General features: G+C 36.0%; 14 protein-coding genes. 6 read left to right on the forward strand and 8 right to left on the reverse strand.

From position 1 onward, the window contains the following. Positions 1 to 20: 20 nt before the first annotated feature. Together ABFY81_RS11785 and ABFY81_RS11790 are read right to left on the reverse strand one after the other, a co-directional pair. Positions 21 to 335, reverse strand: a complete 315-nt coding sequence (locus ABFY81_RS11785) for a putative quinol monooxygenase (protein ID WP_347913836.1) — start codon at positions 333 to 335, stop codon at positions 21 to 23. Positions 336 to 348: 13 nt separating this feature from the next. After that, a complete protein-coding gene (locus tag ABFY81_RS11790; protein WP_100191766.1) occupies positions 349 to 936 on the reverse strand; it encodes an NAD(P)H-dependent oxidoreductase in 588 nt (195 codons plus the stop codon). 221 nt (positions 937 to 1,157) lie between these two features. Here ABFY81_RS11790 and ABFY81_RS11795 point away from each other — a divergent pair, with 221 nt between their 5' ends. Both ABFY81_RS11795 and ABFY81_RS11800 read left to right on the forward strand, forming a co-directional pair. Next, positions 1,158 to 1,523: a hypothetical protein gene (locus ABFY81_RS11795; protein ID WP_039250545.1), complete on the forward strand. Its 366-nt coding sequence runs from the start codon at positions 1,158 to 1,160 to the stop codon at positions 1,521 to 1,523. Positions 1,524 to 1,890: 367 nt separating this feature from the next. Continuing rightward, positions 1,891 to 3,120 (forward strand): MFS transporter, encoded by a 1,230-nt coding sequence (locus tag ABFY81_RS11800; protein WP_191105893.1) that lies wholly within the window; start codon positions 1,891 to 1,893, stop codon positions 3,118 to 3,120. Positions 3,121 to 3,157: 37 nt separating this feature from the next. Here the strand turns inward: ABFY81_RS11800 and yccS are convergent, their stop codons facing one another. From yccS to ABFY81_RS11820, 4 genes are all read right to left on the reverse strand, one after another. Further along, entirely contained in the window at positions 3,158 to 5,308 is a 2,151-nt protein-coding gene (gene yccS / locus ABFY81_RS11805) for a YccS family putative transporter (RefSeq protein ID WP_347913837.1), read from the reverse strand. A 194-nt stretch (positions 5,309 to 5,502) separates the two neighbouring features. Beyond that, entirely contained in the window at positions 5,503 to 6,078 is a 576-nt protein-coding gene (gene sodC, locus ABFY81_RS11810) for a superoxide dismutase family protein (RefSeq protein WP_200027106.1), read from the reverse strand. Positions 6,079 to 6,194: 116 nt separating this feature from the next. Continuing rightward, a complete protein-coding gene (locus tag ABFY81_RS11815) occupies positions 6,195 to 7,313 on the reverse strand; it encodes an AI-2E family transporter (RefSeq protein WP_191107358.1) in 1,119 nt (372 codons plus the stop codon). Between the two features lie 124 nt (positions 7,314 to 7,437). Next, complete coding sequence (locus ABFY81_RS11820) at positions 7,438 to 8,082, reverse strand: ParA family protein (RefSeq protein ID WP_077164877.1); 645 nt, start codon at positions 8,080 to 8,082, stop codon at positions 7,438 to 7,440. 160 nt (positions 8,083 to 8,242) lie between these two features. Here ABFY81_RS11820 and ABFY81_RS11825 point away from each other — a divergent pair, with 160 nt between their 5' ends. Together ABFY81_RS11825 and ABFY81_RS11830 are read left to right on the forward strand one after the other, a co-directional pair. Continuing rightward, the gene (locus tag ABFY81_RS11825) at positions 8,243 to 8,710 is read left to right on the forward strand and encodes a Holliday junction resolvase-like protein (RefSeq protein WP_347913838.1); all 468 of its coding nucleotides are present in this window, start codon (positions 8,243 to 8,245) and stop codon (positions 8,708 to 8,710) included. Positions 8,711 to 8,849: 139 nt separating this feature from the next. Beyond that, a complete protein-coding gene (locus ABFY81_RS11830) occupies positions 8,850 to 9,422 on the forward strand; it encodes a hypothetical protein (protein WP_019457834.1) in 573 nt (190 codons plus the stop codon). A gap of 48 nt (positions 9,423 to 9,470) precedes the next feature. Here ABFY81_RS11830 and ABFY81_RS11835 read toward each other — a convergent pair whose 3' ends face one another. Together ABFY81_RS11835 and ABFY81_RS11840 are read right to left on the reverse strand one after the other, a co-directional pair. Next, positions 9,471 to 10,004: a hypothetical protein gene (locus ABFY81_RS11835; RefSeq protein WP_004705274.1), complete on the reverse strand. Its 534-nt coding sequence runs from the start codon at positions 10,002 to 10,004 to the stop codon at positions 9,471 to 9,473. A 15-nt stretch (positions 10,005 to 10,019) separates the two neighbouring features. Beyond that, positions 10,020 to 10,814 carry a class I SAM-dependent methyltransferase gene (locus ABFY81_RS11840; protein ID WP_191001048.1) on the reverse strand — a complete coding sequence of 265 codons (795 nt, stop codon included), beginning with the start codon at positions 10,812 to 10,814 and terminating at the stop codon, positions 10,020 to 10,022. Between the two features lie 127 nt (positions 10,815 to 10,941). Here ABFY81_RS11840 and ABFY81_RS11845 point away from each other — a divergent pair, with 127 nt between their 5' ends. Then, entirely contained in the window at positions 10,942 to 12,219 is a 1,278-nt protein-coding gene (locus ABFY81_RS11845) for a hypothetical protein (protein WP_347913839.1), read from the forward strand. A 413-nt stretch (positions 12,220 to 12,632) separates the two neighbouring features. After that, on the forward strand, positions 12,633 to 14,066 hold the full coding sequence (locus tag ABFY81_RS11850) for an amino acid permease (protein WP_347913840.1): 1,434 nt from the start codon (positions 12,633 to 12,635) through the stop codon (positions 14,064 to 14,066). The last annotated feature ends 773 nt before the right edge of the window (positions 14,067 to 14,839 follow it).

Raw genomic sequence — 14,839 nt, forward strand, 5'->3', positions numbered from 1 at the left:
GTCTTTTTTTATGGGTTAAATTATATGCCGCTTTCTAAAATTCTAATTTTGACATCAACGACATCGTCTTTAACGGCTGCATGATGCGCTTGCATATGAGGTGTAGCTAAATGAGCTTCAAGATGAGCCACACTTTCCCATTTTTCTAGCATAACAATCGTGTCAGGCTCTTGAGTCTGGAAACTTGCATTTGATTTGTGATCAATTAAAGGTTCATAACCATGGCAACCATCTTCTGCTAAAACAGTTGGAATGATTTTTTGAAAAGTATCCAATACGTTTTGGCGATGTTGTCCACCTGATTGAGTACGAATTTCTGCAATAATGGTAAGCATGGTTTTCTCCTGATTAAGCTGCTGCAAATACAGTGTTTAAGTGTGCTTTATATTCTTCAACGTAACGATCAACTTCAGGCATTTTAATTACGTCGTTTACAATGAAAGTTGGAAGCGTGCTCATACCTAAAAATTGATTGGCTTTATGAAACGGTAAATAAACACCATCTACGCCCACACCGTGGAAGAACTGATCAGCATCATCAAATGCTTCCATAGGTGCATTCCAAGTGAGTGATAGCATATATTTCTTGTCATGAATTAAGCCACCTGAACCATATTTTTTTGAAGCATCAGAGCGGCTACGACCGTCATTTGCATATAGTGAGCCGTGGCCTGTCGTAAATACATCATCAATATATTTTTTTACCGTCCACGGTGCACCCATCCACCAACCAGGCATCTGGTAAATTACGACATCTGCCCATAAGAATTTTTCTACTTCGGCTTCTGCATTGTAGTCGCTATCTGTACGGGTCACTTGAACATCATGGCCTAGTTCAGTGAGATGGTCCGTTGCCAAAGCCGTGAGAGTGTCATTTAATTCACCATTTGAATGGGCAAATTGTTTGGCACCATTAATCACTAAAATATTGCTCATGAAAGTTACTCTAATTAAATTCCTAAATTGATGCATACTTTAGTGAACTTACTCTTAGAGAAAAATGCAGTAATCGGAAAAAGATTATTGATTAAAAATCATGAATTATGCATTAAACAATTATTAAATTTTTCACTCTAAACATAAACACTTTACAAAGTTGAATGGAAAAATTTGTTTATAGCCTTTAGCATCAACGTGAAGTTGTGGTGGAGTTGAGTATGAAAAAAATTGGTTTACTCATGGTGTGTAATTTGTTGATTCTGAGCGCATGTACACCGAATACAAACCCGCCTACACCCCAAGCCAATAGTCCGATACAAGCAGTTTTGATTGATCAACCAAACCTTTTAAATAATGCGAGTAATTTAAGTATTTCACAACAAATGAATGCTTTGGATGATGCTTCTAATGCACAAGTAACTATTTTACAAACTGTGCCTAGTGAAGATGCTATATCAAAAACACGTACCGAATATTTATTAAAACGTGATCAGACCATTTGGAAAATCGTAAATAAAAAACAAAGTTATCAATGTAAACAAGGGCAGGAGACAACAGACTTCCAAGTCAATCCTTGTCCTTAAAGTAGAATTTCTATCAGGTATGTGGATAACTTTAAGGTTATTCACAATATAAAAATGAGTTGATGCTAAGCAAAATATAGAATTTTAAATGGATGAAACTGTCCGATTGCTGATCAATATAAAAAGTGATATTGTGTCATCCGGAAATTAAGCCAAATGGTAAAAATTACCGAATCTCACGTCATACATTTTTCTTGTCTTAGACACCTTGTGAATACGGTGTTTCACATTCTAAACATGCACTCTCACGGCATATAAAAACTTAATTAAAGATTGACTGACCATACTGTCATCGTGATGACTACATTATTTATTTCAATATGTAGTTGCTGAGACATTTTGGCCGCTATTTTGAAGTGTACAACTCATGAATAATATTCAAACGACAGCGTTGAACCGTACAACGTTGATGTTTCCTTTAGCTTTAGTGCTATTTGAATTTGCGGTTTATATTGGTAATGACCTGATTCAGCCAGCTATGTTGGCAATTACTGAAGATTTTGGTGTGAGTGCAACTTGGGCACCATCTTCAATGTCATTTTATTTATTAGGTGGTGCATCTGTTGCATGGTTACTTGGGCCTTTATCAGATCGATTAGGTCGTAAGAAAGTTCTTTTGGCCGGTGTTTTATTTTTTGCCTTGTGCTGTTTTTTAATTTTATTAACAAGACAAATTGAACACTTTCTGACATTACGTTTTTTACAAGGTATTGGTCTAAGTGTAATTTCAGCAGTGGGCTATGCAGCGATTCAAGAAAATTTTGCCGAGCGTGATGCTATTAAAGTCATGGCACTCATGGCAAATATCTCATTGCTTGCACCCTTGCTCGGACCTGTACTTGGCGCATTTTTAATTGATTATGTGTCTTGGCACTGGGGCTTTGTGGCAATTGCTTTACTTGCACTGCTAAGTTGGTTTGGCTTAAAGAAACAAATGCCGAGTCAGAAGGTGAGTGTAACTAAACAACCTTTTAGCTATCTTTTTGATGACTTTAAAAAAGTGTTTAGCAATCGGCAATTCCTTGGTTTAACACTCGCCCTGCCGCTTGTAGGTATGCCGCTTATGCTTTGGATTGCGTTATCACCAATTATTTTGGTTGATGAACTCAAGCTAACCAGTGTGCAATATGGTTTAGCTCAATTCCCGGTATTTCTAGGCTTAATTGTTGGTAACATCGTTTTAATTAAAATTATTGACCGTTTGGCTTTAGGTAAAACAGTCCTAATTGGTTTACCGATTATGCTCACTGGTACACTCATTTTAATATTAGGCGTTGTCTGGCAAACCTATTTAATTCCTTGTTTGCTTACGGGTATGACACTCATTTGCTTTGGTGAAGGAATTAGCTTTTCAGTGTTGTACCGTTTTGCACTGATGTCATCTGAAGTATCAAAAGGAACTGTGGCTGCCGCTGTTTCAATGCTATTGATGACGAGCTTTTTTGCAATGATTGAGCTGGTGCGTTATCTCTATACTCAATTTCATTTATGGGCTTTTGTCTTATCTGCTTTTGCATTTATTGCGCTGTGGTTTACTCAGCCACGTTTAGCTTTAAAACGGGAAATGCAGGAAAGAGTTGCCCAAGACTTACATTAAAAAAATACCGGAATATAAATTCCGGTATTTTTTTATTTTACTTAATCTCTTGTTCTAAAAGTTTGCCTTTAAGGGTTAATAATTCAGGCAAGGTTTCTAATAGTAAACTCATTTGTTTTAAAACAAGAGTGTAGCTTTCTGAAAAGTGTTCGTGAGTTGTTAGACTTTGAATTTGCTTCAAAGTTTGCTCAAGAAAATTAAAATCAACAGAAGTTTGTTCAAATAAACTTTGGTTAAGAATTTGCTGACAATCCAGTAAGAGCTGTAATACCTGTTGATCCTCAATTTTTTGTCTTTGGCTACCTAATGCTGCGACATAACTCAACTGGCTATGACTATAAACCAGATAGCGAAAGGCGTAATGAATCAGCTCTGGTTTGGGATTGGGCTCAGCACTTAAGCTCGAAATCATATTCGACAGCTCAATTTGTGCGTTATGCGCAGCACGGCGAATTCTGCGATATTCAATGTCCTGATTTTTACCATGTTGGTATTGCTGAACAATTACATTGAAATAATCCAGTGTGGCTTGGCTACTTTTTTTAATATTGTTTGGAATATTACGGAAGTTCCAGTCTGGCCATATAAAGTTAACAGCAAGCCATGCAATAAAGCAGCCTAATAACGTATCGATTAGGCGAGGTAAAATAATACTGAAACCTGCGCCTTTTAAGTTGAAAATGAGCAATACCATCAAGGTTGCCATCAGTGTTGCAAGTGCATATTTCTTTTGGCGTAAGTAAAAAAAGCTAACTCCACAAATAATGGTAAGAATGAGCTGACCTTCAATACTTGGGACAAAATACAAAATAGGAATACCCAATAAAACGCCAAGTAAGGTTCCAATTGTTCTGAGTTTTAAACGGCTTTTCGTTGCAAAGTAAGTAATTTGGCAAACAAATAAACTGGTGAGCAAAATCCAGTAACCGTGCTGGGCGAAAGGTAGCAGTGAAATGACGTAACCTGCTGCAAACACAACGGCAATTCGTATTGCATGTCTAAACAGAGCCGATTGTGGAGTCAGTTGCTGGCGAATTTTTAAAACAAGGTCAGAAAAATCTTGAATATCATCATCAAGTAAATTGAGATGATCTTGCTTGTTTTGACTGAGCGTTTCATTAAACGGTTGAGCATATTGAAGTTGTTCAAACTGTTCATGCATGCCTTTTAAATTATTAAAAATCAGCTTTAAGTTTTTAACTTCAAAATTTTGTGGATGCTGTTGTATCCAGTCTTTTAAAGAACCTTCCAAATGGTTTAAAACAATTTGTCCTTCTTGAGAAGACTGATATTGCTGGTTATGCAAAATACATTGTGCTAAATCATGGCAAGCTTGAGCTTGTAAACGGAGATTTTTCTGAAAACGGAAAATGAGATCGCTACGGCTAAAATTTTGTTGAATATGTTCATAGTGTAGATAGTTAGAGGTGGCCTGCTCATGTATATCGCGGGCAAAAAAGTACAGGTTTAACCAGTAAATACTTTTATTACTGACTCGTGATGCCTTAAGACGAGTTAGCAGGGAACTACGTATTTGGTTAAGACTTTGCGCGACTTGCGTATTTTGTAGTGATAATTCAAATAAAAGCTGTTCAACATTTTCTTTATTATCAGGATCGAACAAGCGTGCTTTAGCTTGAAGTAAGGCAGATATTTCTTCAAAAATTTGCGAAAGCTTATCTTGTAAAGGAAGTGTTGGTTTTAAAAGAAAAAATAAAATAGATGTTAGGCCGTACCACAGTGCGCCATAGACAAAATAAGTAGGCTGTTGGTACCAGTGAGCATATTCTCCTAAACCAAACATGCTGTAAATCGAGAGTAAAATCGTACCAAAAGAAATGGTGGCATAGCGCTGGCCTAAGGCTCCCAATAAAATTAAACCAGCACTTGAAATTGAAAGATATAAAATAAATAAAAGTTTATAAGGTGCTAAAAAACCAAGAATAGTGCTGACAGTAAAAAAGAGTATGCAAACATAGAGCAGATTACGTAAACGGAGACTTAAGCGATCGTCAAAATCGGTAAGTGCAGCGGCAATCGCACCTAAGGTTACAGGAACGATGAGCTCGTTATGGCTCAACCACAGTAAACCTAAAGTTGTGCCTGTAAGTACAATTAAAATTTGCAGACAGTAAATTAAAATTGAATTCGCTTTAAAACGATTAAATATTTGAGTCAAATAATTCACGGTTTTTTTCTAAATGATAGGGGGCGTGACTAGGGATATTTAAATTTTTTATTACTTGAAAAATATTATGCGCTTTATCTAAAAAAGTCAGTTAATTTTTTAAGATTTTATAATAATTAAGTGAACTAAACTGCTTAATAAAATAGCAAAATTGTGGATATCTTTTTAGATACCCACAATATAAAAATAATAAGTTATTGGATTACGCCACAGGCAATTCGTGCTCCGCCACCACCTAAAGGTAGAGGAGAATCTGAATAGTTATCTCCGCCAGCATGGATCATGATGGCGCGGCCTTGAATGTCAGCAAGTTTTAAACGTGGTGCAATAACAGCGGTGGTAGCTACACCATTATTATCAACAACCAATGCTGGTAAGTCGCCCAAGTGTCCTGTAGTTGGCGTACCATGATGTGGTGCTTGATTAGGGTTATAGTGGCTACCCGCAGCTAAAGCGGCACCTGGTTTTCCATCTTTAACAGCAGGTTCGCACGATGCATTTTCATGAATATGGAAACCGCGAGTACCGCTTGGTAAATCTGCTAAAGCAGGGGTAATAATCAGGCCTTTATCACTGTCTTGAAAGCTAATTGTCCCGATTTTTTTACCAATCCCATTGGCTGTTACTTCATTCACATCGACTACTTTTTTGGTGTGCATTGTGGTTAATGCATGAGTCGTATCTGAAACAGTTTTGCTGACCGTGCTACAACCGACTGTTAATAAGGCTGTCAGTGCACATACTGCACTCATTTTATTTAATAATGGCATTATTGGATGTCCTTATAGATATAAAGCTGATTTTTTTATTCAAGCAAAGGCTCGTTAAGCCTACAAGTTAATTTAAATAGTCACTTTGTATCCTGAAACATTTTTAAATCATTGGCTTAATTTTGAGATGGCGGTAAATCATCATCCGAATCATAAATCATAGTGGTTTTTGGCATTGGTTCAGGATCAATGGTTTCATGGAGCCATTCGCGCCAAATCGCTAATAGAACGGCTAAAATAACTGGCCCAATAAATAAACCAACTAAACCAAAACTCGCAATACCACCTAATACACCAAACATAATGAGTAAAAACGGAATTTGGGTTGCACCAGAGATCACAAGAGGGCGAATCACATTGTCCGAACTACTTACAATAAGAACACCCCATAAAACTACGCCAATGGCTTCCATAGTTTGCCCTTGAGAGAACAACCATAGGCCAACACCTAAATAGGAAACAGGAGTACCGAAAGGAATGAGTGCTAATAAGAATGTTGCAATCGTGAGTACCATTGGATTTGGTACACCCGCTACGAAATAACTTAATCCAGCAAGCACAGCTTGAGCAATCGCAGTTAAACCCACACCGTACACAACAGCACGAGTTGTTTCTGAAATTGTATCTAGATAATGATGAATACGTGGACCGATCACCATTTCTAAGGCTTTACTTACTTGAGTTAAAATGGTGTGACCATCACGATAAAAGAAGAAAAGCGTTAAAATTGCGAAACCAAGTTTGATGATATTTTTACTAATTTCATTGAGTAATACGCGACCATAACTTAAATGGCTTTGAACCCAAGCTGCAATACTTTGAATTGTACTATTGGGGTCGGTATTTATATCGTTTAGTGTTCGGCTTATTTCTTTACCGACAAAAGGTAAGTTTTTAATGAAGTCAGGTACGCTTAAATGGCCCGAAAAAACTTGGCGTTGCAAGTCGAAATAAAGATTACGGCCTTCGTGCTGCAAAATAAAAATAGCGCATGTGAGTGGAACGCCAACAATTAAAATGACTAAGCTAATCATCAATGTGGCATTCAAATTATGGCGGTTTTCACCAAAAAAACGCTGGATTCTTAAATAAATAGGCCAAGTCATGTAGGCAATAATCGCAGCCCAAACTACAGGTACAATAAAGTACTTCAGGATGTTAAATCCTAAAAACATCAGGATAAAAAACAACCCAAACAATAAAACGCGCTGTAAAGTAGGAGCGTATTGATGCACGAACAAAAATTCTCTAATTTTTTAAATAGGGTGAGGCCATATTAACTGAAAAATGACCTGAGGCAAATTTTAGGCAGAAATGCTAATGTACACATTCCTGCTCAGCAAAAATAAAAAGTTATTTTTAGAACCACTCAGATTTATCTTCAATCAGTTTATTTAAAAGTGGCTGCCACTGGCTTTGAATTGCAATAAAGTTTTTTTGTGGTTTATCAAACACACTCAAACCTTGCATTGCCAAGCTGCCATAAGCACTACGCTCTGCGATCCAAGCGACTGGTTCATGTTCGATTTTTTCAAAAAATTGCTGAATGTCTTTTGAACTGGCGCTATTCGGTTTAACTCGATTTGCAAGCAGTAAAATTTGTACCTTACCTTTGCGTATACGCTTAATATCTTGCAAATGCTTGAGAAAACGACGTGTACTATCGATATCAAAAAACGAAGGCTGAAGTGGTGTAATAATGGCATGAGCTTCGCTGACTAACTGCTCAGCGTGATCGCCTGAAAGAGCGCCTGGTGCATCAATAATTAAATAATCTAAATTTTTAGGCGCATCGCCAATCGATTTTTCATGACGCCAATCTAGGCTTTGAATCGCAGCTACATTTTCTGGACGTTGCTTCAACCATTGTAAAGAAGATTTTTGGTTATCAGAATCTGCTAATGCTACTTTATATCCTTTTTGTGCCAAAGCTGTTGCCAACGTAATGGCTGTCATGGTTTTTCCGCATCCGCCCTTTTGATTTGCAATAAGTATCGTTTTCATAAATCCAATTATTTTCAGCAGCACATGTGTTTATGTTTTATACCTTAGCATCTTTTTATGCGAAGTAGATGACCACCTTTGACAAAAGTTTAAGCTACTCCGTAATTTTAGATATGATTGCTCATCTATCGCGATGATATGTATTTGTTAAGGAAAATTTATGTCCGTATGGCTAGCCATGCTTATAGGTGCTGGTATTGGTATTATTATTACTACATTCATTTTATCAAATACCCGTAATGGTCGAATTAAGGCCGAATACGAGCAATATATTGCGGAGTTAGAGCTTGAGCATCAACAGGCATTAGCACAAGCACAAAAGAGAAGTGTGAATACAAGCCGCGCCGTATTAAAAGGTAAAATGGCAGAACAATTCGCGCCGATTTTACCTGAGTTTCAATACTTACCAAGTGATGCCAAGTTCTTGGGTGATCCAGTTGATTACGTTATTTTTGATGGCTATACCGATTTTCGAGATGGGGACGGGACTGCCGAGGATATCCAGATTATTTTACTTGATATAAAAAGTGGGGGAGCGCGTTTAACCAAAGGGCAGCAGGCAATTGCTCAAGCAATAAAAGAAGGAAAGGTTCGTTTTGAAACGTTACGAATTGATTTTGAAGATTAACAACCTATTTAATTAGGCACAAAAATAGACGAAATTGATCTGTATTGTTACTAAATTCCGATATTTTTTTCATCGCTTAGCGCTACCATAAATTAGAGATCTACTGTATTTGATCTAGCAATATTTGAGGTATAAAGCGATGAAAAAACAACATGTAATGATAGGCTTATTGGCCTCTTTATGTATTAGCTCAGCTTTTGCTTCGACGGCCTCTACTTCTGGTGAATATAACATTGCAAATGGTCTGTTACCGATTGAAAAAGATCAGTCAATTTCTGTGTTACAACCATTTCAAGGCAACTTTAGAATTTTAGGTTCAAAAATTTATAAAAATGATGAACAAGCTAAGTTTTCACCGATTGATTATGCGGTAAGCTGGGGACTGTTTGCTCAACCAGATATTGCTCGTACTATTTCAGTTAAACAGTATGACCGCTATTTGAACTGGAAAATGAGTAAGCTTCCAGTACCTGCTGAGCAAGCGATGCAAATGGTGTCTAATATGCACATCATTCCTGCGAGCCCTGAGATTGCTCAACAAATTAAACAAGTTAAACGCGGTGACTTGGTTTATCTCAAAGGTGAATTGGTCGAAATTAAAGACAAAAATTTAGTTTGGCGATCATCTTTAACCTCAACTGATACAGGTGATGGTGCGTGTGAGTTATTCCGTGTTCAAGCAATTCACTGGGTTGAAAAACAAAATATATAAATTAAAAAGCCTTCTTAATCAGAAGGCTTTTTATTGCACGCTATAAAATTAATGCTGCTGCGAAGCTTTCCAGTATTTCAACTGGTTCTGTGCTTGTAAGTAGTCAGCCAGTTGATTGACCTGTTCATCTTTATTGGCTTGTTTATCATTGATATGTTTTTCTTGGTTTTCCCAATACTGATAAAGCAAGCCTTGAATATAACGACCTTGTTCAGTTTTTAAGTCGAGATCTTTTAACATAGTTAATGCTGAACGAACATTATCAAGTGTACGTTTCTGTTCAAACTCTGTGGTGAGTGTACCTGCTGCATGCATTTTTTCTAGCTCAGTTTCCATTTCATCGCTCATTTCAGTAAAGCGACGGTCATAGTCCTCTAATAATGCAATGTCATGCGCATCGTCAGCAGTGGCCGCGAATTTTTTAACAGGTCTTTCATTGAGCTTTTCCATCACCTGATCAGTAGATGAATTTGTCTGATGTTGTTCGGTCTTTGCTGGCTCATCTGCTTTTTTACAAGCAGTCAATAATAGGCTAGAGCTGAGCAAAGACATTAAGATGATATGAGGCGTTTTTTTAAACATAGCTTTCAACCGAACCTATTCTCTATGATTTGACGACGTACTTTTCTGAAAGTGATATGCATATGTGACATATGGAAAATCAATCTGATCTTGTGGGCCTAGCCCTGTAAAATCATAAACAATTTTTTCAAACTGAGCTTTGAGCTGTAATTGATCTTTTTCGGTCATTGCTGCAATAAAACTTGTAGAGAGTAATCTTTTACTCACCACTTGTTCGACAGTACCATGCTGTGATTGCGAAAAAGTTTCTAAGCTTTCAAAACTAAATAAATTTTGATTTTCAAAAACCTTTTTCCAGTTTTCACTATGGTAACGCGGTGTATCACCTTCAAGGGGTAGCAAAAAATCTGCTAAGGCTTTTACCCAGTTCGTACGTTCATCACGCTGGTTCCATACGAGTCCCAAATGTCCTTGCGGTTTTAATATTCGATGGATTTCAGTCAGTGTTTCCATGTTGTCAAACCAATGGAAAGATTGAGCGCAAATGACCGCATCAATTTGTTGATCGTTTAGCGGAATAGCATGGCTAAATGCCTGTAAAGTTTTAATATCAGTATAGGCTTGCTGAAGCTGTTGTAACATCTCGCCAATTGGCTCTACTGCAAGAATATCTGCATGGGTTTGTTTTAAGTAGGGTAAGAATTTGCCAGTGCCTGAGCCAAGATCAATAACAGTAGAATTTTCATGTATTTGGAGGCGTTCTTGCAGCCAACTGACTATTTCTGCTGGATAATTCGGTCTAACTTGCTGATAAAGCTCCGCAGCGGAGCTGAAGCCTTTTTGAGCGGCAGGATGTAAGGATTGTGTCATATTTTGCGCTTTTTAATCTGACTGGCATCTATAAAATAAGATACTCCGCAATCATAAATTGGCAAAACACCTATTTTGTTTCATTTTTGACGATATATGTGGGAGTAAATTTTCTTTCGGTGTGAGCATGGATAAGCAAATTATTTTTGAAGACGAACACATTAGAGCCATTTTTTTACAAGGCGATTCTAATACATTAGTTCTCTCTTTTGGCGATTTGATTACCCGAGCGAGTGGCTTATCTATCAATGCTGAAAAGTCTCTAATAAAGTACCAATACAATGTTATTGGGATTATGCCAAAACAAAAATCATGGTTCCCAAAAGCCAGTATGGTTGAAATGGCTAAAGCCATTTTGCCTATTATTCAGCGTTTTAAAAATATTGTAGGTTATGGCGGCTCAATGGGTGGCTATGCAGCAATCAAATATTCGAATCTTTTAAACATGAATCGAATCGTTGCTTTTGTACCTCAATATTCAATTGACCCTGAACAAGTTGAAGACCGACGTTATGCTGAATTCTTTGATGCTGTCGCAAATAAAGACATGCAAATTCAGCAGCAAGATATAGATGCAAGTCGTGAATATATTATTGTTTATGACCCTTACTTTGCCGTCGATCGTGAACATTACTTAAAAATAAAAGAAATATTGCCAAGTTTACATACGGTTCATTTGCCTTTTACAGGACATGAAGCTCTATCTGTATTGGCGAGTTCAAGTCTTTTACATGATTTTATTGAACATGAATTTGATGAAACATATTTCTATCAACACGTTCGTAAAATTAAAAAACAAAGTAAATTCTATTACCGTAATGTACTTGCCAATGTGCTGACTTATCATGACAGTATGTTATTGAAAATTTTACGTCAAAATGATTTTCAATTAGATGAGCGTTATTTAGATAACCCGCTCAAGCAAGCCATTACACGTAGTCTTGTAAAAACAAAGCAGGCGACTGAACAAGACTTCCAAAAACTTGGAATTAAAATTCAGTACAGCCAGCAAGTTGTAAGCTCTAACAAAGGCTTGCAGACTCACTCTGGTACAGTCTTAGTATTCAATTTAATTAATTTAAAACTTGAAAGCTATGCTGTAGATGTGTTGTTCGCAAATACATCGTATCTGATTCCGATTGTGGCAGAGCAGACCGGAGTTGCACACATTGAATTAAATAATGAAATTTATTTGTTAGGTATGAATGACCGAAAAATTATTAAATTATTTAAACAAGGTGATGCATTAAGCTCGGATATGAGTCCATTTGTCATTAAACAATATTCTGATTTTTTTGCATTGAGCTATAAGCAATTCAATTTAGATTGTGATGAACAAGGTGTTTGTGACTACATTGAAGGTTCAGTTCAACCATCGCAACAACTTGTACTGACCCGTTTTTAATTTACCTTATTGCTTAAATAAAGCCCAAACCTTCAAATTTGGGCTTTATTTTTTGCTCAAAAAATATTTTTTTATTAATTTATTTGTATATGAAATTAAAAGTCATTATTTAAATAAATAGTGTGATTGATTTTTAAATAAAGATAGGACTAAAAGTAGTCATGATAAATTAAGTGAAAAATTATTATATTTAAAAAATAATGGTTTTTATTTTTATATAAATTAAAGAAATAGTGTAGGATTAATTAAAATACAATTAATACTTTTATAATTGTCAAGGTGCTGTTTTTCATTGATATTTTATTTAAAATGGGAAGGTGTGCTTAAAATAGCTTCACTATTCAAAGATAATTGCATATTTATTTTTTTCTCCTAAAATGATTTTTTACTAAATTGTCGTTACAGTTTTTTATATGCAATCATTAAATTATCGGAATAATGATGCATCGCAACATGGAAGTTCTGCACCTTTGAAACGAGCAATGAGTACTCGACATTTGGTGATGATCTCCCTTGGCGGTGCCATAGGTACAGGTCTTTTTTTAGGGTCTGGCGACGTAATTTCTCAAGCAGGCCCAATTGGCGCAATTATCTCTTATTTCTTGGGCGGTCTGATTGCCTACACCGTTATGCTCTGTCTTGGTGAGCTAGCGGTTCATGTGCCTGAGTCGGGCTCTTTCGGTGAATACGCACGACGCTATATTGGTCCGGGCACAGGTTATATGATCACCTGGTTATATTGGCTAACTTGGACTGCTACTTTAGGAACTGAATTCACTGCCGCAGCTTTACTGGTTAAGGAATGGTTTCCTACCACTTCTGTTTGGGCATGGACTTTGTTTTTTGGTGGACTCGTCTTTTTCCTTAATATTAGTTCAACGCGTTTATTTGCAGAATCTGAGTTTTGGCTTGCTCTTATTAAAGTTATAACAATTATTGTTTTTATTACTTTGGGATTGCTCGCGATTTTTGGTTTTATTCCTTATCACGGGCATGAAACAGCGCCATTATTTACTAATTTAACGGCACAAGGTTGGTTTCCGCACGGGTTATTTCCAATTTTCACAACCATGCTGATAGTAAACTTTGCTTTCTCTGGAACTGAGCTTATTGGTGTGGCTGCGGGTGAAGCAGAAGATCCAGCGAAGACTGTTCCTAAAGCAATTAATGCAGCAATTTGGCGCTTACTTATATTTTTTGTAGGTACAATTGTTGTTATTTGCTCTTTGCTTCCATTTCATCTTGCAGGTCTTAATGCAAATGATGTGAGCAGTAGTCCATTTGTGACGGTATTTAACTATATTGGTATTCCGTATGCAGAAGATATTATCCGTTTCGTAATTATTACGGCTCTACTTTCTGCAGCTAACTCTGGTTTGTTTGCTGCTTCACGTATGATGTGGTCGCTTTCAGCAAAAAATCAATTACCTAAAATTTTCGCTAAACTCACACCATCTGGAACACCTATTGTTGCCATTATTGTGACCATGTTTGGTGCTATTCCCGGATTACTTTCAGAACAGTTTGCGCCAGAAACAATTTTCAAAAATTTACTAGGTGTTGCTGCTTTTACAATGGTGGTGGTGTGGATCGCAATTTGCGTTTCACAATTTAACTTCCGTAGACAATGGTATAAGGCAGGCAAAACAGCAAAAGATTTACGTTTCGCTGCGCCACTTTTTCCACTGACTCCAATTGTAGGTGGTCTATTTTGTATTGTTACCTGTGTGAGTATGGTATTTGACCCATCAATGCAAGCTGGTTTCGTTTGTTGTTTAATTTTTATCGTCTTATGCTATCTCAGTTATTTTATCTTTTATCGTAAGAAAGAGATTGCTCAGAACTAAGCTTGGTTTAGTTGAAAAAGGTCCCTCAAGGGACCTTTTTATTTCTGAAAATTAAGCTTGGTCCTGATGTTTTATGTATTTTTTTTAAAAATGTTTTTTTTATTTTAATAAAAAAATCAAATAATGATTCATGAATTAACCATTTGTCGGAATGTTATTAATAGCTAATTATTATAAGTTTTTAAATAAGTATATGTTTAACATGGTTATTTAATATTGAAGAAACTTTTATATTTTATTTTTTGTTTTAAATTAAATCAAACTAAAAAAATATTATGAAATTTTCTGCAATTTTTGAGTGTTTTTTGAAATTTTTTGTTAATTAAGTTATTGTTATTAAATGGTAATTTTTTGATCATTTTTAATTTTAATATTTTTTTAATTTCCATAAAATAAAATGATCATGGTTAAAGGTGTTTTTTAGATTGGTTACTTTTTTATTATAAAAAAGATGAGAAATTGATTATTTTTTCTCTGCTTGTTTATTTTAAAATGTTCTAAATTACTTTGCTCTGTGCTATATTTACTTAAAGATTTTATGTCTATATGAAAGCATCAATTATCTGCTTGAGTGCCGATATAAAGCTTGCAGTATTAATGAACAATTTTTATTTAAAAAGACTAATGGAGGGATCTATCGATTAGTCAAAAATAATTTTATGGACTTATGGTTTTTCGGTTTATGAACCTGAGTTCTTTTTAACTCCCAAACGGTTGTATCACCTCTTTTGTACTTATTTCCAATCGGCTTGTTTGAGTTGGTTGTGGTGGAC

This window comes from Acinetobacter sp. WA-87 (assembly GCF_039938935.1).
Taxonomy (GTDB): Bacteria; Pseudomonadota; Gammaproteobacteria; order Pseudomonadales; family Moraxellaceae; genus Acinetobacter; species Acinetobacter seifertii.